The organism is Ruegeria sp. CF1 (assembly GCF_056537445.1).
The window spans coordinates 83,547-107,160 of record NZ_JBQFRN010000010.1 but is presented as its reverse complement, the minus strand read 5'-3'; the positions used below and the strand labels follow the sequence as shown (position 1 = coordinate 107,160).

The window sequence follows — 23,614 nt, the reverse complement described above, 5'->3', positions numbered from 1 at the left end:
AGGGTTCATGTTGCAGCGCGGCATAGCAGATGCGGCAGGCGCAAAGAAACCCCGGTTGCGCCAACAATTCCTTGATTGACCCCGGGTTTGCGAGGACATTGGTCGCAGATCGGCCCGAAAAAAGCAGGGCTAGCCAATTTCAGTGGGGAGAGATTTTCATGACAAAGCAGCGCTTTCGCTCGTTCGCGTCGGCCCTGGTCCTTGGCGCGGGCCTGTTTGCCACGCAGGCCATGGCCAAATCTGACATCACCATCGCCATGCAGCTTGAGCCACCGCATCTGGACCCGACCAGCGCTGCGGCGCAGGCTATCGATTCGGTTGTCTACACCAATATCTTCGAAGGCCTGACCCGGTTCATGGGGGATGGCTCGGTGGTGCCGGGGCTGGCCGAAAGCTGGGAAATCTCGGATGACGGTACCGTTTACACATTCAAGCTGCGCGACGGTGTGACATTTCACGATGGCACAACGATGGATGCCGAGGACGTCAAGTTTACCCTTGATCGCGCCACGGCAGAAGACAGCGCCAACGCGCAGAAGGCTTTGTTTGCGGGCATTAAAAGTGTCGAGGTGGTGGACCCCCTGACCGTTCAGGTGACGTTGAATGAGCCAAACGGGAACTTCCTTTTCAATCTCGCCTGGGGTGACGCGGTGATCGTTGCGCCCGAAAGCATCGAGAATATCAAGACCAACCCGGTTGGCACGGGGGCCTTCACCTTCTCTGACTGGCTGCAGGGTGACAGCATCATCCTGAATCGCAACCCCGACTATTGGGGCGAACAGCCCGCGTTAGAGACCGCAACGTTTAAGTTTATCTCGGATCCGACCGCCGCCTTTGCCGCCATGATGGCCGAGGATGTAGACGTGTTCGACAACTTCCCCGCACCCGAGAATCTGCCGCAATTCGAGGCTGATCCGCGCTTTCAGGTTCTGGTCGGCTCGACCGAGGGGGAAACCATTCTGTCGACCAACAACAAACAAGCCCCGTTTGATGACATATTGGTCCGACAGGCATTGGCCCACGCGATTGACAGGCAGGCAATCATTGATGGGGCTATGTTCGGCTATGGCACACCCATCGGTACGCATTTTGCTCCGCATAATCCGGCTTACGTCGATCTGACCGGCAATTCGGCCTATGACCCGGAAAAAGCCAAGGCGCTGCTGGCCGAGGCCGGGTATCCCGATGGGTTCGAGACCACGCTGCACTTGCCGCCGCCTTCCTACGCCCGACGCGGGGGTGAAATCATCGCTGCGCAACTGGCTGATATTGGCATCACCGCCGAGATCATCAATGTGGAATGGGCGCAGTGGCTGGAAAGCGTGTTCAAGGGCAAGGAGTTTGGCCTGACCATCGTCAGCCATACCGAGCCGATGGATATCGGTATTTATGCCCGGCCCGACTATTACTTCCAATATGACAGCACCGACTTTCAGGCATTGATGGACACGCTGAATTCGACCACGGACCCTGATGAGCGCACACGTTTGCTGGGTGAGGCACAGCGCTTGATTTCGACCGATTACGTCAACGGGTACCTGTTTCAACTTGCCAAGCTTGGCGTGGCCAAGGCCGGTGTTGAGGGGCTATGGGAAAACGCACCCACGGCAGCGATCGATCTGACCGGGATCAGTTGGTCCGAATAGAAGAACAGAGTTGGACCGGGGCGATGGCCAGCGCCCCGGCGCGAACTGTTGCACCATGAAACCCACAAGGTTTCTGGCTTGGCGGGTTTCTTTTTGTCTATCTTCTCGTGCCTTAGGCGCTGGACCCACACGGGATGTGACCCTAACGTTTCCAAATGCTCCGCTACGCCCTCAAACGTCTGCTGTCGCTGATCCTGAGCCTGGCCGTCGCCTCGGTTGTCATCTTTGCAGTGATCGAGGTCGCGCCCGGTGATCCGGCGTCGTTCATGCTGGGCGTGAACGCGCAGGCCGATACATTGACTGCGCTGAGAGCTGAACTGGGCCTCGATGTCTCGAAGATCGAGCGGTACTTTAACTGGGTCGGCGGGATGCTGGTAGGGGATTTTGGTACGTCCTACACCTATCGCACACCCGTGTCGCAGATGATCGCAGATCGATTGTGGGTGTCATTGCCGCTGGCTTTGTACGCGCTGACCCTGTCCACGCTGATTGCTTTCCCCGCCGGTATCTACGCAGCCTCACGGCGCGGCAAACCGGGTGATCTGACCGTGATGGGTGCGACTCAGCTTGGTATCGCGGTGCCAAATTTCTGGTTCGCGATGATGCTGGTGCTGGTCTTTGCCATCAACTTGCGTTGGTTCAATGCCGGCGGGTTTGCAGGGTGGGAGAACGGCATTTGGATCGGTCTACATTCGCTGACCCTTCCAGCCATTGCATTGGCCCTGCCGCAAGCGGCGATCCTTGCGCGGGTTATGCGCTCGGCTCTGTTGGATATTCTGGCCGAGGATTTTATGCGCACCGCACGCGCCAAGGGCCTTTCGCGTCGGCAGGCGCTTTGGCGACACGGAGTGCGGAATGCTCTGATCCCGGTACTGACGATCATTGGACTCCAATTTTCCTTCCTGCTGGCGGGTTCGATCATCATCGAACAGGTGTTTTATCTACCTGGCCTCGGGCGGCTGGTTTTTCAGGCCATATCGGCGCGCGATCTGATCGTCGTGGAATCGGTCGTTATGCTGCTGGTCTTTGCCGTCATCATGGTGAACTTTTTTGTCGATCTGGCCTATGCCGCAGTCGATCCAAGGCTGAGGAGCAGGACATGAGCCGCAACCTGATCCTTGGCGCAACGCTGTCCTCACTGGTGGTGCTGGCAGCGCTGGTGTCCTTTGTCTGGACCCCATACGACCACGCCGCGCTGAGCATTCCGGCCAAGCTGCAGCCACCCAGCGCACAGCACTGGTTCGGTACCGATCATTTCGGACGCGACATGTTCTCGATGATCATGGTTGGTGCGCGCACCTCGATAGCGGTGGCGCTGGTCGCGGTCGGGATTGGCATGGCGCTGGGAGTTCCCTTGGGTCTGGCTGCCGCTGCGCGCAGTGGATCGTGGCTAGATGAATTCATCATGCGCGGCAATGATCTGGTCTTTGCATTCCCCTCTCTCGTCATCGCCATTCTGATCACCGCCGTCTTTGGTGCCGGGGCCATAAACGCGATCATCGCCATCGGTATCTTCAACATCCCCGTTTTTGCCCGCATCACCCGAGGCGCAGCTTTGTCTCTTTGGGAGCGCGAGTTTATCCTTGCCGCCCGCGTGTCAGGCAAAGGCGCGGCACGGATATCGGCTGAACATATCCTGCCCAATGTCGCCAATCTGCTGATTGTTCAGGGAACAATCCAGTTCTCACTTGGCATTCTGGCCGAGGCTGGGCTGTCCTATGTCGGTCTTGGTGCGCAACCCCCTACGCCAAGCTGGGGCAGAATGCTGGCCGATGCGCAGACGATGGTTAGTTTTGCCCCGCATTTGGCTCTGATTCCGGGTCTTGCCATCATCGTGACGGTTCTTGGCCTGAACCTTCTGGGTGATGGCTTGCGCGATTGGTTGGACCCTCGGATACGGGTGGCCCGCGCATGAGTCTTTTGCAGATCAAGGACCTCTCGTTGGCTATCCACGGCACGCCGATTTTAAAGAGGATTAACCTGTCGATTGCCCCTGGGCAGATCGTGGCTGTGACCGGAGAAAGCGGTTCGGGCAAATCAATGACAGCCTTTGCCGTGATGCAGTTGCTGCCAAACGATGCCGAAGTAGATGGGGTGCTAGAGTTAGAGGGCCAGAACCTGCTGAACCGGTCTGAGGCCGAGATTTGTGCGCTGCGGGGCGCTGCGATCGGAATGGTTTTCCAAGAGCCGATGACTGCCCTGAACCCGGTGAAGACCATCGGCGATCAAGTTATGGAGACTATCCTGATCCACAAGGCCATGCCCCCGGCCAAAGCGCGCGCTCGGGCCGAAGAGGTTCTGGCCCGGGTTGGATTGCCAACCGACAGGTTTCCGTTGAAGCGTTATCCTCACGAACTGTCAGGCGGTCAGCGCCAGCGAGTGGTGATCGCCATGGCGATTGCACTGCGCCCCCGACTGTTGATCGCGGATGAGCCGACAACGGCGCTTGATGTGACCACGCAGGCGCAAATCCTTGATCTGCTAAAAGGGCTCGTGTCGGAGTATGGCATGGGTCTGCTGATGATCACGCATGATTTGGCGGTGGTTGCAGACATGGCGGATCAGATTGTGGTCATGCGGCATGGGGAGGTTGTTGAAACGGGCGCAACAGATCATCTCCTGCGCCATATGCAGCACCCTTACACCCGTATGCTGTTCGAAGCTTCGGGGCATCAAGTCAACCTGCCGACCTCTCCTGCACCGCGAGCGTTGCTTGAGGTCGAGAACGTGGTGCGGGACTACCGTCTGCCCCGAACGCGCCTGTTTGCCACGCCCGGTCATCATCGGGCCGTCGATCAGGTCAGCTTTACCCTGAATCGGGGGGAGCGTTTAGGGCTGGTTGGAGAGTCCGGTTGTGGAAAATCGACCCTAACACGAGCTATTTTGGGCTTGGAGGAGGTGCAGCAAGGCCGAATTTCCCTTGATGGTCAGCCTGTTTTCACCGGCCACAAACCCAATCTGGCAGTGCGACGCAAGATGCAGGTGGTGTTTCAGGACCCTTATGGCAGCTTCAATCCCCGCCATCGGGTCGCGCGCCTGATCACCGAGCCATTTCATTTGCTGGACACCCCGCCAACCGGTTCTGAACGGCAGGATCGCGTCGCTGAGATGCTTACCGCCGTTGGCCTAAGCCCCGATGATGCGGGCCGCTACATTCACGAATTCTCGGGTGGGCAGCGGCAACGTATCGCTATTGCGCGCGCTCTGATTATTCGACCCGAGTTGATCTTGTTTGATGAGGCTGTCTCGGCGCTGGATGTCTCGGTCCGCGCCCAAGTTCTCGACCTGCTGGCCGAGCTTTGTGCGGCTTACGATCTGACTTACCTGTTCATCAGCCATGACCTGAGCGTGGTTCGAACCATCACCGACCGTGTGTTGGTGATGCAGGCCGGCAAGATTGTGGAACAGGGTGAAACCGAGCAAGTCTTCACAGAGCCTCAGCATCCTTACACAAGAACTCTGATCAATGCGGCACCGAAATTGCCGGAGACTGGACGAGGCGCTGCATGAAAAACCCTTGTATAGAGCCTGATATTGGAGCTTCCGATGACTAACCCCCTCTGGTTCGATCCCAACCTTTGCCTAATCGGCGGAGAATGGAAAATGCCCGCGTCAGGTCAAACCTTGCCGCTGGTGAATCCCTCGGACGGTTCCGAAATTTGCCAGATCGCTCGAGGTGGCCAAACCGATATTGACGCTGCAGTGCGGGCCGCCCGATCCGCGTTCGATGGCGATTGGGGTCGCATGACGGCCCTGGAGCGAGGGCGTATCCTCACCCGACTGGGGCAACTGGTTCTGGACCGAGTGGATGATCTGGCACAGCTAGAGGCGATGGATGTCGGCAAACCGTTGACCCAAGCGCGGGCAGATGCGGTAGCATTGGCGCGGTATTGCGAATTTTATGGTGGTGCTGCGGATAAAGTGATGGGCGAGACCATTCCCTATCTGGATGGCTATACCGTCTACACGTTGCGCGAGCCGCACGGTGTGACCGGCCACATCGTGCCGTGGAATTATCCGATGCAGATCATTGGCCGTTCTGTCGGGGCGGCGCTGGCAATGGGTAACGCCTGTGTTCTGAAACCGGCGGAAGAGGCCTGCCTGACCGCACTGGCCTTCGCGCATCTGGCGATACAGGCGGGCCTTCCGCTTGGTGCCCTGAATGTGGTGCCCGGCCTGGGGGCTGAGGCGGGCGCGGCCCTGTCGGCACACCCGGGTGTGGATCACATTTCATTCACCGGTTCGGTCGCGACAGGCGCGTTGGTTCAGCAGGCGGCGGGTCGAAACGTTGTTCCGGTGACACTGGAACTGGGCGGCAAGTCGCCGCAACTGGTTTTCGATGACGCCGATCTGGATGCCGCGCTGCCGTATCTGGTGAATGCGGGTATACAGAATGCGGGCCAGACCTGCTCGGCCTCGTCGCGCATTCTGGTGCAGCGTGGTGTTTATGATGCGGTGAAATCCCGTATGGCCTTGGCATACCAAGAGCTTACCGTCGGTCCGGCGATCCGGGATTTGCGCGTTGGTCCGCTGATCTCAACACGGCAAAAAGAAATCGTGACCGGTTTCCTTCACCAAGGCTCGGACTTGGCGATTGCCGCCGAGGGCCAGATTGCGGCTGGCGCACCCGAATCCGGCGCATATGTCCGGCCCACATTGTTCTCGGATGTGCCGCCCGATCATGCCTTGGCGCGGGATGAGATCTTTGGCCCCGTACAGGTTCTGATCCCGTTTGACACCGAAGAACAGGCTCTAACCATAGCAAATAGCACCGAATATGGCCTTGTTGCCAGCGTCTGGACCCGAGATGGTGGGCGGCAGATGCGGCTGGCCAAGGGTTTGCGTTCGGGGCAGGTGTTCATTAACAACTACGGCGCGGGCGGAGGTGTCGAGCTGCCTTTTGGCGGCGTTGGAAAATCCGGCCATGGCCGCGAAAAAGGGTTCGAGGCGCTTTATGGGTTCTCGCAGCTCAAGACGGTTGCGGCCTACCACGGCTAAACGATCACTTCGATCGGCTCCTGCGCTCCAACGCCAAAGACGCGCTTGTACCGCTCAATCTGCTCGGCGGGTCCCATCGCCTTTTCCGGGTTGTCAGATAGTTTGACCGTCGGGTAGCCATTGGCCGAGACCGCCTTGCAGACTAGCGAAAAGGGAGCCAATGCGTCATTCGGTACAAGTTCGCGGAAGTCATTGGTCAGCAACGTACCCCAGCCGAACGAGACATTGGTTTGATCCGCGAACTGAGCGTGCAATTCGCGTATCTTGTCCACATCTAACCCGTCCGAGAAAATAACCCGCTTCTGCGTCGGGTCTTCGCCGCGTGATTTCCACCAGTCTATTGCGATTTTTGCGCCGGTTGCGGGGTCGCCGCTGTCAACGCGAATGCCGGTCCAGCCTGCCAGCCAGTCAGGCGCGCGGTCCAGAAACCCTTTGGTGCCATACGTGTCGGGCAGAATGATGCGCAGATTTCCATCATGTTCCTCGTGCCAGTCGCTTAGGACGTCATAGGGCGCCTGGGCAAGCGCGGCGTCGTCTTCGGCGAGCGCAGAATACACCATAGGTAGTTCATGTGCGTTGGTGCCAATAGCCTCAACTTCGCGTCGCATTGCGATCAGACAGTTGGACGTTCCGGTAAAGGACGATCCCAAACCTTCAATCATGGCCTGCACACACCAGTCCTGCCAAAGGAAGGAATGCCGCCGCCGCGTGCCGAAATCCGCGATCCCAAGCCCCTCAATAGTGCGAAGCTGGGCTATCTTTTCCCATACGCGTGTCATTGCACGGGCATAGAGCACCTGTAGTTCGAACCGGCGCATATCGTTCAGAACCGCGCGTGAGCGTAATTCCATCAGTACGGCCAGCGCCGGGATCTCCCATAGCATGACCTCGTGCCACTTACCCTCAAAGGTCAGCTCATACTGATCACCCTTACGCTCCAGATGGTAAGGGGGCAGGCGCAGGTTCTCGAACCATTCCATGAAATCCGGGCGGAACATCTGACGCTTGCCGTAGAATGTATTGCCCCGCAACCACGTGCTTTCCCCACGACTCAGACTTAGCGAGCGGATGTGATCCAACTGCTCGCGCAGCTCGCCTTCATCGATCAAACGGGCCAATGGCACGTGATTCGACCGGTTGATCAGCGAAAACACCACATCGGTTTGGGGCTTATTTCGAAACACTGACTGGCACATCAGCAGTTTGTAGAAATCTGTGTCGATCAATGACCGGATAATCGGGTCAATCTTCCATTTATGATTGTAGACCCGCGTCGCGATATCGACCATGGGGACCTCCTGCAATTTCCGTTGTTAGATCAATCGGAGCACGAAATGGCAAGAGTCGCGGAATTGGGAACAATGCCCACGACAGAACACATTACGGGCTTATTGTGGGTTTCCTTCACGCTTTAGTGAGGGGTGGGGATGGAACTGAAGGTTGAAGTTAGTGAATGAGTCTCGAGTACGATTTTGACATTGTTGCAATAGCTCCGGATGAGGTTGATCCTGAGCATGGGCAAACATCGATAACTGGGCGGCCCCCGGTGCGGGCGCGGTTCAGGGATATCAAGACGGCAGACGCTTTGCGCGCTGCATCGCCCAAGATTCGCAGAATATTTCTGGAATCAGGATTTAGCCTGAACGAGTCTGATGGGCATCTTGCCCGCGGTTATTTTCGGCCAGAAGACGCTGAAGATCGCCTCCTGATCCTAAAGCGGCTTTTTGCGAATATCCGGAATATGGGTATCCAGGGAGAGTATAGTGGTGAGTTCGATTTCCATCACTTCTTGGGCCATATCAGGACCGCAAAGCCCGGGACCGTGAACCGGAAAATGCCCGAGCGACCATTGCAAGCGCCACGCCCAAGACCAGTGCGTCCAAAGCGTCGCACGGTTTCTGGGCGTATCGGTTTCGCGTTAGGTCTTGCCGTGATCCTGTTTGTGTTTCTGAAACTGCTGGCCGAGCATGGTGCCGCGCTTTGATCCTCAGGCCAGTGTCACACCTGCTGCGCGCATGGCCTGTTCTGCGACAGCCAAAGATCCGTCCATATCAATGGCGCAGCACAAGTTGCTTAAGACAGTGACATCAAACCCCAGCTGTGCCGCATCTACCGCCGAATAATGCACGCAGAAATCTGTCGCCAAACCGACCATGGTCAGCTGCGTGATCCCGCGCGTCTCAAGATAGCCTTTTAGACCAGTGGGCGTGGAATGGTCGTTTTCGAAAAACGCGCTATAGCTATCGATAGCGCTGCGAAATCCCTTGCGGATGATCAGATCGCCATCTGTTCGCAAATCCGGATGGAAGTTCGCGCCTGCGCTGCTCTGAACACAGTGATCGGGCCACAAGACCTGAGGGCCATAAGGCATGTCGATCATCTCGAACGGCGCTTTGCCAGTATGAGAACTGGCGAATGAAGAATGCCCCGCCGGGTGCCAATCCTGCGTCAGGATCACCGTATCGAATGTATCCATGATTGCGTTGATCGGTGCGACGATCTCATCCCCTCCGGCTACGGCAAGTGCACCGCCGGGGCAGAAGTCATTTTGAACATCAATCACGAGCAGCGCGTGGGACATATCGGCCTCCTTCGATTGTATTATCGGTATGGTGCACTGCTGCGATCGTCAATGCGGTCTCTTGTGTGTTTTTGCCAAGGGCATTAGATCGCCCACATGTACACAATCGCTGCCCTCTATCATTTCACGCGTTTTCCCGACCCCGATGCGCTGCGCCCTGCCTTGCAGGAGCTTTGCCGCGCGCAGTCGGTAAAAGGCACCCTGCTGCTGGCGCAGGAGGGGATCAACGGCACCATTGCCGGGCCCTGCGCCGGGATTGATGCGGTGCTGGCGCATATACGCGCGCTGCCAGGATGCGCGGATCTTGAGTGGAAAGAGGCGACCTCGGACCATCCACCCTTCGGCAAGATGAAGGTACGCTTGAAGAAAGAGATCGTGACGATGGGCCAGCCCGATGTCGATCCACGCGCAAATGTCGGGAATTATGTCGAGCCTGAGGACTGGAACGCGCTGATCCGTTCGGATGATGTGGTGGTGATCGATACCCGCAACGATTACGAGGTGGCGATTGGCACATTCGAGGGTGCAATAGACCCTAACACGGCCAGTTTCCGCGATTTCCCGGCGTGGTGGGAACAGAATAAGGATCGCTTTCACAACAAACGCGTTGCGATGTTTTGCACCGGAGGCATCAGGTGCGAAAAGTCCACCAACTACCTGCTGGGGCAGGGGGTCGAGGATGTCTATCACCTGAAAGGCGGCATCCTGCGGTATCTGGAAGAAACGCCGCCCGAGGACAGCACTTGGCAGGGTGAGTGTTTTGTCTTCGACAACCGCGTCTCGGTTGGTCATGGTCTGGTCGAGGGGCCGCACAAGCTGTGCCATGGCTGCCGCCGTCCGATCCTGCCCGAAGATGTGAAACGCCCTGAATACGAGCATGGCGTATCCTGCCATCGGTGCATCGATGAGACATCGGAACAGGACAAGGCGCGGTTCCGCGAGCGGCAAAAGCAGATACAGCTGGCCCGCGCGCGGGGCGAGGAACATCTGGGTTCTGACTGAAATCAGCTTGCAGGCCGCGTTTGAAATCGGATGATTGTGCGCAAGCCCAACCGACGGAGCGCCCATGACCCACGAACCGCGAACCCTGGAAGAATGGAAATCGACCCTGTTGGCGGCGGCTGGGCTGGTCTTGGCCAGCTTTCTTGCATGGTACGGCCTGTCGCGCCTGAACGAAGCCACAGCAGGCGACACCATTGGCACTCTTTCTTCGGTAGGCCTTCTGATCTGGATCGCCTCGCAGTCCTGGTACTACATGACCCAGGTGAAATCCCCCCGGAGGTTGTTGTTCCTGATGGGGGTGTCCTTCATCCAGGTCGTGCCATTCCTGTTCGCAGCCGTCTACGGCGCGTTTGGATATAACGACCATTGTGTGATCGGCGCCGAAGGGCCAGCCGATATTCTGTATTTTTCATACGTCACCTTCACAACGGTCGGATATGGGGACATGTCCCCAACTGGCTTTTGCCGTGGGCTGGCTGTGGCCGAGGCTGTGACGGGTTACATCCTGTTGGGCATGTTTGTGGCCGCCGCCGTCGCGCTATACGCGCGCAACCACGGCAAATAGAGCGATCTATTTATTATGATCGATCCAGCGCGACATCATTTGTTTGTCGCGGAAACATTCGGACGGGATCGGGCGGCGCTTGCTGCGCGAGATACGTTCGGCAAAAGCAACCTGCTTACCTGTTGGGTAGTTTGCAAAGGGCGACGGATCATGCGGCTTATGGGCTGAAATCCAGTCTGACAGGGATTTGCGGTCACGCTGCGCCTCGACCGGAATCTCAAGCGCTGATTGTTGCGCGATGGCGCGGGCAAAGCGCATCTGCCGATCTGTAACTGGCAGCAGGTGATAGTCGTTTGTTGGGCCGCTCAGGGCGGAATTTCGCATGTTCTGGGCCATCGGGTAATCCTCTGACTATGTAGAACATAAATAGAACATTAACCTTTCGTTTCAAGGGAAGACCCTTTGGATTAGGCGAGAACCTGCCAATTCGCGGCTTGATTGACTGATCAGTCAATAATCGATAATTCGATCCTCAACGCACGCGATCTCTTTGCCTAAAGAGATTTCTGAACACAAAGGGAACCGGCATGAAGTTTCAACCCAAGGCCAGCCATTTCATCAATGGCGAGTATGTCGAGGACACCAATGGCGCGCCCATCGACGTTATCTACCCCGCCACTGGAGAGGTCATCGCACGGCTACATTCCGCCACGCCTGAGATTGTTGAAAAGGCTCTAAACAGCGCAAAATCGGCCCAAGCGGCTTGGGCTGCCCTATCGGGCACCGAGCGAGGCCGTGTGCTGCGACGCGCGGCCGAGATCATGCGGGATCGCAATCGTGACTTATCGATCATCGAAACCCATGATACCGGCAAACCTTTGCAGGAAACGCTGGTGGCCGACGCTACCAGCGGCGCGGATGCGCTGGAGTATTTTGGCGGTCTGGCGGCCTCGCTGACCGGCGAACATATCCCTCTGGCAGACGGGGATTTTGTCTATACCGTCCGCGAGGCGCTCGGCGTTTGTGTGGGCATTGGGGCATGGAACTACCCGACGCAGATCGCTTGCTGGAAGGGTGCCCCGGCGTTGGCGTGCGGAAACACAATGATCTTCAAGCCTTCCGAGACTACTCCGCTGTCGGCATTGCAAGTAGCCGAGATTTTGATCGAGGCAGGTGCACCCAAAGGCGTCTATAACGTTGTTCAGGGCTACGGTGATGTAGGCGCCAGCCTGGTGACCGACCCCCGAGTGGCCAAGGTCTCGCTAACAGGGTCGGTTCCAACGGGCCGCAAGGTGTACGCTGCTGCCGCCGATGGCATGAAACATGTCACCATGGAATTGGGTGGCAAGTCCCCGATGATCGTGTTCGACGACGCCGACATCGAAAATGCCGTGTCAGGCGCTATCCTGGGAAATTTCTACTCCTCGGGACAGGTCTGTTCCAACGGCACTCGAGTTTTTGTGCAAAAGGGAATCAAGGAAGCGTTCCTTAAGCGCCTGTCTGAACGCCTTGCTACGGCGAAAATCGGCGACCCGATGGATGAAGAGGTCAACTTTGGCCCGATGGTCAGCGAAAACCAGATGAATATCGCGCTTGGCTATGTCGAAAAGGGGAGGGCCGAAGGCGCGCGGCTGATCTATGGCGGCGAACGGGTCGAAGGCGATGGTTTCTACATGCAGCCCACGGTTTTTGCCGATGTTAAGGACGATATGACAATCGCGCGCGAAGAGATTTTCGGCCCGGTGATGTCGGTGCTGGACTTCGACACCGAAGAAGAGGTTCTGGCCCGTGCCAATGACACCGAATTCGGTCTGGCCGCCGGCGTCTTCACCAACGACCTGACCCGCGCCCACCGCATCGTGGCAGGTTTTGAGGCGGGAACTTGCTATATCAACACATATAACCTGGCCCCGGTAGAGGCGCCTTTCGGCGGCTCCAAGATGTCGGGCGTCGGTCGCGAGAACTCGAAACTGGCAATCAACCACTTCAGCGAGATGAAGACAGTCTACGTCTCGATGAATGATATGGAGGCCCCATACTGAGTAAATCCGGTTGAATAGTCTCTGTTCTTGATGGTTCACGTCGGGGACAGAGCACATGCTGGCTCGTACATATGACTAAATTCCTCAAGACGCCTCCTCCGCAAACCGGAGATCAGCCTGTGAAAACACACGCCCAAGCTTTTGTGATCGGTGCAGTTTGATCCTTTATCATCTGGCCAAGTTTGGTTGGATTGACGTGGCGATGCTGGAAAGGGTGAGCTATTTTCGGGCCAACCCCAGACCATGTCCCCGGCACAATACGCAATGCCAATTGTAGCGATTGTTTTGGCGGTGCATGTTCGCATCTGGGCTGAACACATTTCTGGGGCGGGTCTGCCGGATCCCGATGTGGCAACCGTAGTGCCCTGGAATACGGTTTCAGAAAGTCCGAGTCACTCGGCCCGGTTTACCAAGGGCAGATGTGGTGATCGTAATCTCAGATGGAGTTGTCCGAGAACCAGCACACTTGAACGCGTGCGGTGGTCCTGAATGATCATTGAGCCAGCTGTAGATCTTCGACACGTTCACTGAGTTTACCGCCACTGTCCCATGGGCATCATGGATTGGCGCATAGGAAGTCCAAATGAATTCAATACCTTTGTTAGAGGCTGATTTTGGCGTCTATCAGCCTACAGGCCAAAGCAGTTACACTTGTCTCTGCAAGAACAGACTTCCAAGGTTCAGTTCGGGTCGATTGCGCGCACTGTCTCAAGCATTTCAGTGATCTGCGCGCGTGCGATGGTGCTGTCCTGTATTAGCATTGCGGCGTCCGACAATGGCTTGTCCGGCTGTCGCGCAACCGGCTTGATCAGGGATGTTCGGATGCGGGACAAATCGGTGAAGGTGTTTGACCTCTCTTCATCCGCACCGCCGGAGCCCGCCAACCAGTTGTATCGATCGGCCATCTCGTGCTTCCCGCCTGCCTGCAATGCGCGCGCGACGGCATCGAAATCCTGTGTTTGCATCATGGCCTGGGCGCGCAACTCTTGCGCGGTGTCCGAGGAATCGTCCGCGATTTCCAGCAGCGCCTGACGGGGACGGTTGTCCATCAGAGCCGCCTTTGCCCGAAGCCGAGCACGATCACGGCTGCGTTCCCGATCTTGCGGTCGGTTTGCCAGCGCGTAAGCCTGCGCTGAAAACCCAAGGTCAGCCAATCGCTCTGCCATGGACACGGCAGTTTCGACCGCCAGCGCGTTGCGTCGCCTGTCCTTCAATTCCATCACATGGCGCAGGAAAGTAATGTCGTCCGCCCGCTCCGCCAGCAATTGGAACACCTGATCTCGTGTCCTCTGCCATTCGTCGGAATCTGAGACATCCTCAAAACCGGCAAGAGCTCCGGTAAAATCCTGGGACAAAGCCATCGCCAAAGCGTGAGCACGCGCCAACATCGGGCCAAGTTCGGACTTCCGAAGCTCGCGCGCATAACTTGCAGCTAAATCGAGGTCGCGGGGCGAGACCGTACCCCGGTCCGACCACCGCTTTTCGATCAACCGCGCAAGTGCCAACGGCGCATCGGTCGCGGCATCGGGCGCCGATATGACCTCGGTCAACAGCGTTTCCGCGGTATCGGTATCCCCTGCAGCATCCGCGATTTTGGCTTGGGCAAAGGTTACATCAGCGGGTTCGTCCTCTAAGATCCGTTCGACCGCACGCAAGATCCGGCGCGATGCTTCAAGCCGGCCTGCCGAGACAAACATCTCGGCGATATCCGGGCCGAGATGTTGCCTGAGATGCCACGGCAGCCGACCAAAACTGCGTTCGATCGCTTTCACATGCGCATCGGATTGAAGTTTACCCTCACTCAAAAGCGCCCAGAGTGCGGCGGCACCATCACATCTTTGCTGCCCTTCCAAAGGGTTCGGCGTCGGTGCAGGCAACCCGTCCATCACTGATGCGATGGCCGCTACTCTGCGCTGCTCAACCGAGGTCTCCGACAACAAAGACAGGGCTTGGTGCGCTTCTACACCGAACCCGAAATACGTATAGAGCTTCGCCAAATCCATTGCATACGCCTGGTCGACACGATCGAATTCCTGAAATAGCCCGACCCGCAATTCGGCCACATCCTCGGAAAATGATCGAGCGCCCGACCATGTCTCAAAACCCAGTTCGCTGACCGTGATACATTCCGGTTTTCTATCAATCTGAGGAACTGCCAGATTGCCCAGCCCCGAAATCTCATCGAGCACTGAAGACAGTCGCAGATTTGGCACCAGCTTTTCCGAAGATCGCAGCGGACCAAAACTGGACGATTCCCTGCGTCCGACACCTGCCAGTTCAAGATCAACAACCTCTCGATCAGCGCTTTGCAATATACGTGATGCCAACTGCTCCTCAAAATTTCGTTGATTTAACTGCAGCAAAGGCAAGGCCAGTTCGGTGGCTGGAATATCAGTAGGTAAGGGTTTTGGGGCCGGGATACTTGCAGTCCTGGGAAGCGCCTCTGGCTCTACCGGGTCATTTGCAGGTGTACCCTGGCCGGGTGCGATATCTATGACAACCATAGTTTGGCGATGCAGAAATGCCGTTGCCACGCAGTCGCACCCAAATGTCATCTCCAACGCTGCACCTGGCCCGGCCTGTTGAAGCGATTGCAGACGGTTCCCCGACAGGCGGTCGAAGACAGCTGAAGTGTTGAATGTCGCATTATCGATGCCAATGCTCAGCCGCGCGCCGTTCTCGACCGGATCCAACATCCAACCGGTGCCAGAGGGGACCTGTACCACCAGACGCGTGTATCCCTCATGCTCGCCCGATCGCACGGTCAAAGCCTGTGCTGACGCGCTTGTGCCCCATGTGAGCAAGACCAAAGACAATGCGCGGATCATGCTGCAGCCTGCTTGAGTTCCTTAAGCGCGTCTTCAAGTTCCGAGAAACCGGGCCGGTTGTGGGTCGGTGTGTTCTGGCGGCCGACCTCTATACACATGGCCGCGTTGTGGTTGTGAAGATTAGCCACCAGAACCTCTTTGATGAGTTGGTAAAAGTGGTTGTCTTCTTCGACAACAGATTTCAGCTTGCCCGCAAAAGGGCCCACCAATCCATAAGCCAGAAAAACCCCCAGAAACGTCCCAACCAACGCGCCGCCGATCAGCTTACCTAGGACTTCCGGTGGTTGGTCGATTGATCCCATCGTCTTGATCACACCCAGAACGGCGGCCACGATCCCCAGAGCGGGCAACCCGTCAGCAACGGTTTGCAGCGCGTGGCTTGAATGCATGGCATGGTGGAAGTTCGCCTCCATCCGCTTCTCCAGCACCTCCTCAACCTGGTGCGGGTCGTCATAGTTCATCGCCGCCGAGCGCATGGTGTCACAGATCAGGTCCACCGCTTCTTTGTCGGCTTGAATCTTGGGATATGCGGAAAATAGCGATGAGCTTCCTGGCTCTTCAATGTGCTGCTCTACCTCGACCGGGTTCGCGCGTGCGATCCGGATCAGAGAGAATAACAAGCATAACAGATCGCGATAATCCTCGGGCTTCCATTTGGGTCCTTTAAAAACTTTCGCGATATCCTTGGCGGTGTGTTTTACGCCGCCGATATCATTGCTGATCAGAAATGCGCCGACTGCGGCCCCTCCGATCATCATCATCTCGAAGGGCAGTGATTTCATAATGATGGCCATCTTTCCGCCTGCGGCAAGGTAGCCGCCGAATACCATGACAAAGATGACGGCAATTCCGATGAGCCCGATCATGAAAGGTCTCCAGCGTTGAGGGTGCAGATAGATATGGCCATGAGGGTCATTCCTGTGGGGCACGTGCATTGCGCCCGGCCATGATCAGGCTGATGGTGTAAGCAGCCTCGGGGCTGAGACCGGCCATAACTTCAGCGGCAGCTTCCGGTGGCATGCGAGACAGGAAGCCAGCGGCGAATACCGCGTCCATCGTTTCGAACAACGCGGCGGCATCTTTGGGCTTCATGCTCTGATACACGTCAGTCAGTTGTGTCAGATCGTTTTCGGCGGCCTTTTCGGCAATCGCCACCGTTTCACGCAGAGTGTTCTCGGCGTCCTCCAGCATGGTGAGCCGGGTTTCGATGGCCTGATCGGCAATGTCGAGCGCCCGTTCCCGGTCCAAAATCGTGCTTTCACGCTGGTTTAGAGTCTTTTCACGGCGCAATAGTTCCGTAAGCAGCAATTGTAGATCTGCCGCATTCGCCTCTTTGCGTTCACCATCGACCGGCGAGGCCATGTTTGGTTCTGCGCCGCGGGCAAGTGCAGGCCCGGCCTCAAGCCCGATGCGAATAATCGCAGAGCCGACCATCAGCAAGGAAATGACGGTCAGAACACCGCCCCGCGCTCGGCGATCAGGCGCTTTTGCCCGGTTGCGACTCATTTCGCTGCTCCGCCAGATGGAGCGGCGTGCCGAAAAAACATCAGGCCTTCTGGTTTCTTTGCGGGCGGCTCTTGTGGCGTGTCCGATGGCTCAGTCGAGACCTCAGTTGGTTCACCAGACGGATCGGATGCAGTTTCTTGTGCTTCGCCGGGCTGCTCAGACCTGTCCTGAGCAGGTGCGTCATCTGGCTGATCCATGGGAACGTCCGGCTCAGAGGGCTCTTCCTGAACGACATCGTGCATCGAGGCCATCATAAGCTCCAACCGTTGTGCGACGGTTTCCGCCCGTTCGGTCAGCGTCTGCAACGCGGTGCCGGAATCATCCGAAGCCTGACGCGCGCTATCCAGCGATTTTCGCAACTCTTCTGCTTGCGAGGACAGCACGGAAACGGCGCCACCCACACCCTTCTCAAGATCGGTAAACCGCTTCAGGCGTCGCGACAGAACGAAACAATACAGACCAGCCCCAAGAGCGCCCGCAACCAGAAGAATATCGGCAATCAACTCCACCATCGCCTCCTAATTCAGTACAAATTCCATGACCAGAACGTCACGCACACGGCCTTCGCCCACGACGATCCCAATGCGTCGTAGCAGATGTCCGCGGATCCTCATCAAAGCCAGAGAATCTTCCAGATCGGTTAACTCAAGGGCGCGCAAATAGCTGTTCAGAACGTCCATGATTCGCGGCTGCATCTTTTCAACCTCGGCGGCGTAGCCCGCGTTCACTTCAAGCTGCGCGTGAAATTTCAAATGTCGCGAATCATCTGACTTGACCGAGATTATCACCGGCGGAAGATCGACAAATTTCACATCGGGAAGTGCCTTTACGGAAGCGTCTTCGCCTTTCTTTTTGGCCTCTTTCACCATCTCGGACCCACCTATGGGAAGCAGGCCGGATGCAGTTATGAAATAGCCGCCAACACCGCCCGCGATAGCCAGAATCAGCCCAAGCAGAAAGCCTTTTTTCCCTGATTTTTTAGGGGCTTCCGCCTCATCTGCAGTTGCGTCGGTCATGCCGTCCTCATGAATCTGTTCGGCAACCGTCATAACCCCTCAGGGACTAACCGATTGTTAAGGGCAATCGTCCAAACAAGGGCAGAGCCGCACAGAATGTCGGTGAGTCGGAGGTAAGCGTGCAGCAGATCGGAACTGTCTGGGCAAGTTTGGACAGGCGCAAACAAATTATCGTGGCCGGTGCCGTGGCACTGGTGTTTCTGGGTGTGCTTGCGATGTCACGGATTGTGACAGCGCCGTCGATGACGCTGCTTTATGCGGGGCTCGAAAGCGGTGCGGCAGGGGATATCGTGCGGGCGCTGGACCAGCTTGGTGTGACCTATGAAATAAGGGGTGGCTCGATCTACGTCCCCGGCGTTCAGCGGGATGAGTTGCGGATGACTTTGGCCAGCGAGGGCCTGCCTGCGAACGGCAATCGCGGTTACGAACTGCTGGATTCGCTCAGCGGCTTTGGCACTACGTCGCAGATGTTTGATGCCGCCTATTGGCGCGCAAAAGAAGGGGAGCTGGCGCGCACGATCGTGGGCAGCCCGCATGTCAGCAAGGCCCGGGTGCACATCGCCAACAGCTCCTCCAACCCGTTTCAGCGCAGCATAGCACCAACCGCTTCGGTTTATCTGGTCCCGTCGGGTGCACCGATTAACGGAGATCAGGCAAAGGCGATCCGGTTTTTAGTGGCGTCGGCGGTTAGCGGGCTGGCACCGGAAAACGTCACTGTGATTGATTCAAACGGGGCCGTGATTGGCGCGCAGGACACGGCGGTGGCAGCCGATACTGCAGATGATAAGGCGCGCCAATTGCGTGAGAAAGTTCTACGTCTGATCGAAGCCCGGGTCGGGGTCGGCAACGCGGTGGTTGAGGTCAGCGTAGATACGGTGACCGAAACCGAGTCTATCCGGGAACGTCGCTTTGACCCCAAAGGCCGTGTTGCGATCAGCACGGATGTTGAAGAACGGTCGGACAGTGCGCGTAATCAGTCGGCGGATGTGACAGTGGCGTCGAATCTGCCGGATGGCGACGGGGCAGGAGGCGATGAATCCAATTCGAATGCCACTCAGACCCGCGAACGGGTGAATTATGAGGTGTCAGAGACCGAGTTGGAAGTTCATCGCGCGCCAGGTGCGATCAAACGTCTGACTGTCGCGGTGCTGGTCAATGGTGTTCGAGCGGCAGGTACAGATGGCGTCGAGATTTTTGAACCCATGCCGCAGCCCGAGCTTGATGCACTGCAAGAGCTTGTGGCTTCTGCGGTCGGGTTTGATGCTGAACGCGGCGACGTCATCACACTGAAATCGCTCGACTTGCCCATGGTTGAACCCCAGGGCGAGTTGGTGTCCGGGTCGATCTGGCAGAACATGCATATCGACGCTATGTCGCTAATCCAGATGGTGGTTTTGGCGCTGGTTTCCCTTGTTTTGGGTCTGTTTGTCATACGGCCAATTCTGACGAAATCTGCAGCATCGGCGCTGCTGCCAGCAGGTGCACCAGTCGAGGTCGCCCCAGCGCCTTCCCTGACCGGGGAAATTGCGACCGCAGATGTGCAGGACTTTGCACCGCTCGCGGATGCGGCGCAGCCGAGTGTTCCGGCGATTGCCGCTGCCCGCGGCGAGGATCCCGTTGACCGTTTGCGCGCCATGATCGGCGACAAGCAGGAAGAGACGGTTGAGATCCTGCGCAGCTGGCTTGAAGAAGGCGGGGAGAAGGTGTGATGTCGATCGCTCATCTTCTTGAAGACTTCACTGCCCCTGCGGCTGGGGTGGCCGTACATCTACTGGATGAAGACGCACTGGAAGAACAGCGGCTTGCTGCATTTGAACAAGGCTATGGGGCGGGCTGGGAAGATGCGGTTCAGGCGCAGGAACAGACTGGCACACAGCTAAGCTCCGATCTGTCGGTGACGTTATCCGACCTGTCCTTTACCTATCAAGAAGCATTGACCCGCATGACCCTGTCGCTGGAACCGATGTTCCAGAGCCTGGTTCAGACTATTCTGCCTGAGACGATCGAGCATGGCTTTGCGAAGCGATTGACCGAGCAGATTTGCGACATGGCGCGTGAGCAGGTCGGCCAGCCACTGCAGCTGACTGTTCCGGCGGGCACTTCGGATCAGGTCGAGGCGATGCTGCCGCAGGATATCTCGCCGCGTCCCCAGGTCATCGAGGATGTCTCGCTCCAGCCGGGACAGGCGCGATTGCAGGTGGGGATCGCCCAACGCGAGGTGGACTGCGCTGCCTTGCTCTCATCCATTGCTGCAGCGTTCGACGCATATCTGTTTGAAGCAAAAGAGGCTTTGTCAAATGAGTGATCCTCAACCACCGAAACCCGAAAAACCCAACCCGTTCGAGACTGTTCCGATCGAAGTCACCGTCTCAGTCGGGCGTGCGCGGCCTTTGATCCGTGACCTGTTGAGCATGGGTGAAAATGCCGTACTGACACTGGACAAGCGGATCGAGGATCCGGTTGACCTCTATGTCGGGGATCAATTGGTCGCGCGCGGTCTGTTGGAAGAGATGGAGGGCGATCAGGCCGGGCAACTGGCTGTACGGCTGACCGAAATCTCAGATCTACAGAACGGGATCGGATGATGCGCCACCTGTTTTGGTTGGCATTTTTGCTGGTCATACCCTCCGGTGGCGCGGCGCAAGAACTGTCGCTGTCCCTGGGCGAGGGCGGGTCGATCTCGGCCCGGACCATCCAGTTGATTTTGCTGATCACGGTGCTCAGCCTGGCACCGGGACTGGCGATCATGATCACCTGTTTCCCGTTTTTGATCACGGTTTTGGCGATCCTGCGGCAAGGAATCGGCTTGCAGCAGTCACCGCCAAATATGTTGATCGTCAGTCTGGCGCTGTTTCTGACCTATTTCGTCATGGAGCCGGTTTTTACCGAGGCGTGGGAGACCGGGATTCAGCCGATGGTCGAGGAAACGCTTGACGTAGAGCCTGCGCTGGAACGCGCGCTGGTGCCGTTTCGCAGTTTTATGGCAGCGCGCATTGATGTCGACACGTTTCAGGCCATGGCAGACCTGCGCCCGGATGATGCTGCGATCCAACTATCGCCCGAGGCCCCGTTATCCGTGCTGATGCCGTCCTTCATGTTGTCGGAAATCGCGCGGGCCTTTCAGATCGGGTTCCTGATTTTCCTACCTTTCCTGATAATCGATCTCGTTGTCGCAGCGGTTTTGATGTCGATGGGAATGATGATGGTGCCCCCGGCTACAGTCTCGCTGCCGTTCAAATTGGCGTTTTTCGTCATCGCTGATGGCTGGGCCTTGATCGCCAGCGCCTTGGTGCGCAGCTATGCGCCATGACTATTGCCGTGTGATCTGTAGTCGGGCGCGCAGACCCTGATCTCCGGCCTCGAAACTCAGCGTTCCGCCATGTTGTTCGGCAACGGTGCTGACAATTGTCAGGCCCAATCCGAACCCGTCCGAAGATCCGATGTTTGATCCGCGCTGGAACGGTGCCAGTAGCGCCTCGATATCCGCGACCGATAGGTCGGTGCCCTTGTCCTCGACGACGATCGTGGCGGTCTGAGCATCGGTTTCCAGTTCAACCTCGGCGTGACGACCGTATTTCAGGGCATTATCGATCAGATTGGACAAAGCTCGTTTCAATGCGATGGGCTGACCCGTCACCAGGATGCGCCGCGTTTCCGGCAGCGACGCATGCCCACGGCGTGACATGAAAACAGACGACGCACTTTCGACGATAACGGGATCAACGGCTTTCAACGACACAGGCCGGTCCATATCCTGATAATCGGCCACAAGCGACTCAACCAGCGAGGTCAGCGATATCTGGCGCGGTTCCTCGACGCTGAGTTCCGATCGCGTGTAAGTAAGCACGCTTTCTATCATGCCGGTCATCTGGTCCACGTCGGCCTCGAGCTTTTCGCGCAACTCGCCATCGGGAATCAGCGCCGCACGCAGCCGGACGCGGGTTGCAGGTGTCCCCAGATCGTGGCTGACGCCCGACAGTACAATGGCGCGTTTCTCAAGCTGCGCACGTTCGGCATCCAGGTGATCATTCACCGCAGTCACGATATCGCGCAGCTCTTCGGGCCCGTCCGCGTCATAGCTTTGCGGCCCGCCGCGACGTCGGCGGTCGCCTAGTGCCTGAGCGAAACGTGCGAAACTGTCAGAAACATTCCCGACCGAGGTCAGAAGCACCGCCAAGGACACAATTCCCAGCAATATCGCGGGCAAACGCAGATCAACCGGCGCAGCCTTACAGCCCCAGATTTCGGTGCCGTCGACTTGCTGCCAGACTCCGCGCCCGAATTGCGCGATCAGGATAGGTTCGCTGCAATATGTGGCCAACAGACGGGTCAGGTTCCCCATCTTCTCGGGGCCGGTCTGATCGCTGCCAGATACGATGTCTGAAACCGGATAGACCAGTCGATCCGATAACACCGCAAGCGTCAATTCGCGGCCACTCAGGGGGGCTGAACTGTCGGTCAGAATCGACAGATTGGTGACAAAGCGGCGATCCGCAAAGCCGGGCATTTGCTGGAACGCTCCCCTATCAGCAAGCGCGGCTGCCTCGGTTGGCAATGGGTTGATCAATAGGCCGGGTGGCGGCGCCATCCCCGTTCGCAAGTCTTCGTATATGGTGAAACCGGCAACAAATGCTGCGGTCTGATACCGGTTCCAAGCCTGTGCCGAGGTGAACCACATCCCGGCAGCCACCAGCCCCGCGACAAAGGCGGACAGGGTCCAGAGCCACCCAATACTGCGCAGGCGCAGGGTCATGCGTCCTCATCCACCATAACGTCAGCGGTAAACAGATAGCCAACACCGCGCTCGGTGCGCAGCATCTGGGGGTCTTTCGGGTTGGCCTCGATTTTCGACCGCAACCGCCCCACCAGCATATCTATGGCACGGCCTTGCGCCTCGGGCTTGTCGGCCTCACCGGTTACATCCAGTGCGGCGGCGATCTCATCACGGGTCAGCGGAATATGCGGGTTCGCCAGCAAAACCTTCAGCAGGGCGGTCTCCCGTTGGGACAGGGAAACCAGATAGCCTTCGGGCGAATGCACCTCGTCCCGTTTGCCGTCAAAGACCCAGCCGTCAAAGTGAAAGGTGCGCGTGCGGCGGCGGTATGCCAGCGAAGGCGTGCGTCGGGCGCGTTGCATCACCGCACGGACGCGGGCCAGCAACAGTTGCGGGTTGAATGGTTTGGCGATGTAATCGTCTGCTCCAACCTCATATCCTGCCATGCGCTGATGATCCGCCGACAGGGCCGAGACCAGAATGATCGGTACATCCTGTTCGGCCCGCAACCGGGCACAGATCTCGACGCCGTTTTCATCGCCCAGCATCACGTCCAACAGGATCAGGTCGATCCGCCCCGAGGTTAGATGCGTGCGTATTTGACTTTCGGAACTGGCAGGCAGAGCAATATACCCGTTCTGCTGAAAGAACTGGGTCATCATCGACCGCATCTCCGAATCGTCGTCCACCACCAGGAGCCGGGGAATGCCCACTCT

General features: G+C 57.6%; 23 protein-coding genes. 13 read left to right on the top strand and 10 right to left on the bottom strand.

Annotated features, from left to right (window positions below):
* Positions 1 to 158 precede the first annotated feature (158 nt).
* The 5 genes from ACRZ96_RS16540 (at position 159) to ACRZ96_RS16520 (ending at position 6,644) form a co-directional block, all read left to right on the top strand.
* The gene (locus tag ACRZ96_RS16540; protein WP_170408558.1) at positions 159 to 1,646 is read left to right on the top strand and encodes an ABC transporter substrate-binding protein; all 1,488 of its coding nucleotides are present in this window, start codon (positions 159 to 161) and stop codon (positions 1,644 to 1,646) included.
* Between the two features lie 155 nt (positions 1,647 to 1,801).
* Entirely contained in the window at positions 1,802 to 2,749 is a 948-nt protein-coding gene (locus tag ACRZ96_RS16535; protein ID WP_480706541.1) for an ABC transporter permease, read from the top strand.
* The gene (locus tag ACRZ96_RS16530) at positions 2,746 to 3,561 is read left to right on the top strand and encodes an ABC transporter permease (RefSeq protein ID WP_170408556.1); all 816 of its coding nucleotides are present in this window, start codon (positions 2,746 to 2,748) and stop codon (positions 3,559 to 3,561) included. The genes ACRZ96_RS16535 and ACRZ96_RS16530 overlap by 4 nt, the downstream gene beginning before the upstream one ends.
* Entirely contained in the window at positions 3,558 to 5,156 is a 1,599-nt protein-coding gene (locus tag ACRZ96_RS16525) for an ABC transporter ATP-binding protein (protein ID WP_480814848.1), read from the top strand. The genes ACRZ96_RS16530 and ACRZ96_RS16525 overlap by 4 nt, the downstream gene beginning before the upstream one ends.
* Before the next feature lie 36 nt (positions 5,157 to 5,192).
* Positions 5,193 to 6,644, top strand: a complete 1,452-nt coding sequence (locus ACRZ96_RS16520; protein ID WP_480706538.1) for an aldehyde dehydrogenase family protein — start codon at positions 5,193 to 5,195, stop codon at positions 6,642 to 6,644.
* On the opposite strand, the gene pncB is transcribed toward ACRZ96_RS16520, so the two are convergent.
* Complete coding sequence (pncB, locus tag ACRZ96_RS16515; protein ID WP_170394888.1) at positions 6,641 to 7,933, bottom strand: nicotinate phosphoribosyltransferase; 1,293 nt, start codon at positions 7,931 to 7,933, stop codon at positions 6,641 to 6,643. The two genes, ACRZ96_RS16520 and pncB, sit on opposite strands and share 4 nt — an antisense overlap.
* 164 nt (positions 7,934 to 8,097) lie before the next feature.
* Here pncB and ACRZ96_RS16510 point away from each other — a divergent pair, with 164 nt between their 5' ends.
* Entirely contained in the window at positions 8,098 to 8,628 is a 531-nt protein-coding gene (locus ACRZ96_RS16510; protein WP_480771860.1) for a hypothetical protein, read from the top strand.
* A 3-nt stretch (positions 8,629 to 8,631) separates the two neighbouring features.
* Here the strand turns inward: ACRZ96_RS16510 and pncA are convergent, their stop codons facing one another.
* On the bottom strand, positions 8,632 to 9,225 hold the full coding sequence (gene pncA, locus ACRZ96_RS16505; protein WP_480814847.1) for a bifunctional nicotinamidase/pyrazinamidase: 594 nt from the start codon (positions 9,223 to 9,225) through the stop codon (positions 8,632 to 8,634).
* Between the two features lie 96 nt (positions 9,226 to 9,321).
* On the opposite strand from pncA, the gene trhO reads away from it, so the two are divergent.
* Both trhO and ACRZ96_RS16495 read left to right on the top strand, forming a co-directional pair.
* Positions 9,322 to 10,227, top strand: coding sequence for an oxygen-dependent tRNA uridine(34) hydroxylase TrhO (gene trhO / locus ACRZ96_RS16500; RefSeq protein ID WP_480706534.1), 906 nt, complete (start codon positions 9,322 to 9,324; stop codon positions 10,225 to 10,227).
* 64 nt (positions 10,228 to 10,291) lie between these two features.
* A complete protein-coding gene (locus ACRZ96_RS16495; RefSeq protein WP_480706532.1) occupies positions 10,292 to 10,792 on the top strand; it encodes a potassium channel family protein in 501 nt (166 codons plus the stop codon).
* A gap of 6 nt (positions 10,793 to 10,798) precedes the next feature.
* Here ACRZ96_RS16495 and ACRZ96_RS16490 read toward each other — a convergent pair whose 3' ends face one another.
* Positions 10,799 to 11,128, bottom strand: coding sequence for a hypothetical protein (locus ACRZ96_RS16490; RefSeq protein WP_170394874.1), 330 nt, complete (start codon positions 11,126 to 11,128; stop codon positions 10,799 to 10,801).
* A 191-nt stretch (positions 11,129 to 11,319) separates the two neighbouring features.
* Between ACRZ96_RS16490 and betB the strand changes: the two genes are divergently transcribed.
* A complete protein-coding gene (betB, locus tag ACRZ96_RS16485; protein WP_480771859.1) occupies positions 11,320 to 12,774 on the top strand; it encodes a betaine-aldehyde dehydrogenase in 1,455 nt (484 codons plus the stop codon).
* A 680-nt stretch (positions 12,775 to 13,454) separates the two neighbouring features.
* Here the strand turns inward: betB and ACRZ96_RS16480 are convergent.
* Genes ACRZ96_RS16480 through ACRZ96_RS16460 form a run of 5 tightly spaced genes read right to left on the bottom strand, consistent with a single transcriptional unit; the run spans position 13,455 to position 18,124 of the window.
* Positions 13,455 to 15,602 carry a tetratricopeptide repeat protein gene (locus ACRZ96_RS16480; protein WP_480706527.1) on the bottom strand — a complete coding sequence of 716 codons (2,148 nt, stop codon included), beginning with the start codon at positions 15,600 to 15,602 and terminating at the stop codon, positions 13,455 to 13,457.
* Positions 15,599 to 16,468, bottom strand: a complete 870-nt coding sequence (gene motA / locus ACRZ96_RS16475; protein ID WP_170408548.1) for a flagellar motor stator protein MotA — start codon at positions 16,466 to 16,468, stop codon at positions 15,599 to 15,601. Before motA ends, ACRZ96_RS16480 begins: the two co-directional genes overlap by 4 nt.
* Positions 16,469 to 16,514: 46 nt before the next feature.
* Positions 16,515 to 17,108: a MotE family protein gene (locus tag ACRZ96_RS16470; RefSeq protein WP_480771857.1), complete on the bottom strand. Its 594-nt coding sequence runs from the start codon at positions 17,106 to 17,108 to the stop codon at positions 16,515 to 16,517.
* Positions 17,105 to 17,617, bottom strand: coding sequence for a hypothetical protein (locus ACRZ96_RS16465; RefSeq protein ID WP_480706524.1), 513 nt, complete (start codon positions 17,615 to 17,617; stop codon positions 17,105 to 17,107). Before ACRZ96_RS16465 ends, ACRZ96_RS16470 begins: the two co-directional genes overlap by 4 nt.
* A gap of 9 nt (positions 17,618 to 17,626) precedes the next feature.
* Positions 17,627 to 18,124, bottom strand: coding sequence for a flagellar basal body-associated FliL family protein (locus ACRZ96_RS16460; RefSeq protein WP_480591566.1), 498 nt, complete (start codon positions 18,122 to 18,124; stop codon positions 17,627 to 17,629).
* Between the two features lie 119 nt (positions 18,125 to 18,243).
* Here ACRZ96_RS16460 and fliF point away from each other — a divergent pair, with 119 nt between their 5' ends.
* Genes fliF through fliP form a run of 4 tightly spaced genes read left to right on the top strand, consistent with a single transcriptional unit; the run spans position 18,244 to position 21,434 of the window.
* Positions 18,244 to 19,833, top strand: coding sequence for a flagellar basal-body MS-ring/collar protein FliF (gene fliF / locus ACRZ96_RS16455; protein WP_480706522.1), 1,590 nt, complete (start codon positions 18,244 to 18,246; stop codon positions 19,831 to 19,833).
* The gene (locus ACRZ96_RS16450; protein WP_480706520.1) at positions 19,833 to 20,429 is read left to right on the top strand and encodes an ABC transporter ATP-binding protein; all 597 of its coding nucleotides are present in this window, start codon (positions 19,833 to 19,835) and stop codon (positions 20,427 to 20,429) included. The genes fliF and ACRZ96_RS16450 overlap by 1 nt, the downstream gene beginning before the upstream one ends.
* Complete coding sequence (locus tag ACRZ96_RS16445; protein ID WP_170566901.1) at positions 20,422 to 20,709, top strand: FliM/FliN family flagellar motor switch protein; 288 nt, start codon at positions 20,422 to 20,424, stop codon at positions 20,707 to 20,709. Before ACRZ96_RS16450 ends, ACRZ96_RS16445 begins: the two co-directional genes overlap by 8 nt.
* Entirely contained in the window at positions 20,706 to 21,434 is a 729-nt protein-coding gene (gene fliP / locus ACRZ96_RS16440; RefSeq protein WP_480706516.1) for a flagellar type III secretion system pore protein FliP, read from the top strand. The genes ACRZ96_RS16445 and fliP overlap by 4 nt, the downstream gene beginning before the upstream one ends.
* Here the strand turns inward: fliP and ACRZ96_RS16435 are convergent, their stop codons facing one another.
* Positions 21,435 to 22,877 (bottom strand): sensor histidine kinase, encoded by a 1,443-nt coding sequence (locus ACRZ96_RS16435; protein WP_480706514.1) that lies wholly within the window; start codon positions 22,875 to 22,877, stop codon positions 21,435 to 21,437.
* Positions 22,874 to 23,611, bottom strand: coding sequence for a response regulator transcription factor (locus ACRZ96_RS16430; RefSeq protein ID WP_170514084.1), 738 nt, complete (start codon positions 23,609 to 23,611; stop codon positions 22,874 to 22,876). The genes ACRZ96_RS16435 and ACRZ96_RS16430 overlap by 4 nt, the downstream gene beginning before the upstream one ends.
* Positions 23,612 to 23,614 lie beyond the last annotated feature (3 nt).

Bases quoted from the DNA above. Each gene is read 5' to 3' on its own strand.
- ACRZ96_RS16540 (WP_170408558.1), top strand. From the start codon at position 159: ATGACAAAGCAGCGCTTTCGCTCGTTCGCGTCGGCCCTGGTCCTTGGC.
- ACRZ96_RS16535 (WP_480706541.1), top strand. From the start codon at position 1,802: ATGCTCCGCTACGCCCTCAAACGTCTGCTGTCGCTGATCCTGAGCCTG.
- ACRZ96_RS16530 (WP_170408556.1), top strand. From the start codon at position 2,746: ATGAGCCGCAACCTGATCCTTGGCGCAACGCTGTCCTCACTGGTGGTG.
- ACRZ96_RS16525 (WP_480814848.1), top strand. From the start codon at position 3,558: ATGAGTCTTTTGCAGATCAAGGACCTCTCGTTGGCTATCCACGGCACG.
- ACRZ96_RS16520 (WP_480706538.1), top strand. From the start codon at position 5,193: ATGACTAACCCCCTCTGGTTCGATCCCAACCTTTGCCTAATCGGCGGA.
- pncB (WP_170394888.1), bottom strand. From the start codon at position 7,933: ATGGTCGATATCGCGACGCGGGTCTACAATCATAAATGGAAGATTGAC.
- ACRZ96_RS16510 (WP_480771860.1), top strand. From the start codon at position 8,098: ATGAGTCTCGAGTACGATTTTGACATTGTTGCAATAGCTCCGGATGAG.
- pncA (WP_480814847.1), bottom strand. From the start codon at position 9,225: ATGTCCCACGCGCTGCTCGTGATTGATGTTCAAAATGACTTCTGCCCC.
- trhO (WP_480706534.1), top strand. From the start codon at position 9,322: ATGTACACAATCGCTGCCCTCTATCATTTCACGCGTTTTCCCGACCCC.
- ACRZ96_RS16495 (WP_480706532.1), top strand. From the start codon at position 10,292: ATGACCCACGAACCGCGAACCCTGGAAGAATGGAAATCGACCCTGTTG.
- ACRZ96_RS16490 (WP_170394874.1), bottom strand. From the start codon at position 11,128: ATGGCCCAGAACATGCGAAATTCCGCCCTGAGCGGCCCAACAAACGAC.
- betB (WP_480771859.1), top strand. From the start codon at position 11,320: ATGAAGTTTCAACCCAAGGCCAGCCATTTCATCAATGGCGAGTATGTC.
- ACRZ96_RS16480 (WP_480706527.1), bottom strand. From the start codon at position 15,602: ATGATCCGCGCATTGTCTTTGGTCTTGCTCACATGGGGCACAAGCGCG.
- motA (WP_170408548.1), bottom strand. From the start codon at position 16,468: ATGATCGGGCTCATCGGAATTGCCGTCATCTTTGTCATGGTATTCGGC.
- ACRZ96_RS16470 (WP_480771857.1), bottom strand. From the start codon at position 17,108: ATGAGTCGCAACCGGGCAAAAGCGCCTGATCGCCGAGCGCGGGGCGGT.
- ACRZ96_RS16460 (WP_480591566.1), bottom strand. From the start codon at position 18,124: ATGACCGACGCAACTGCAGATGAGGCGGAAGCCCCTAAAAAATCAGGG.
- ACRZ96_RS16450 (WP_480706520.1), top strand. From the start codon at position 19,833: ATGTCGATCGCTCATCTTCTTGAAGACTTCACTGCCCCTGCGGCTGGG.
- ACRZ96_RS16445 (WP_170566901.1), top strand. From the start codon at position 20,422: ATGAGTGATCCTCAACCACCGAAACCCGAAAAACCCAACCCGTTCGAG.
- fliP (WP_480706516.1), top strand. From the start codon at position 20,706: ATGATGCGCCACCTGTTTTGGTTGGCATTTTTGCTGGTCATACCCTCC.
- ACRZ96_RS16435 (WP_480706514.1), bottom strand. From the start codon at position 22,877: ATGACCCTGCGCCTGCGCAGTATTGGGTGGCTCTGGACCCTGTCCGCC.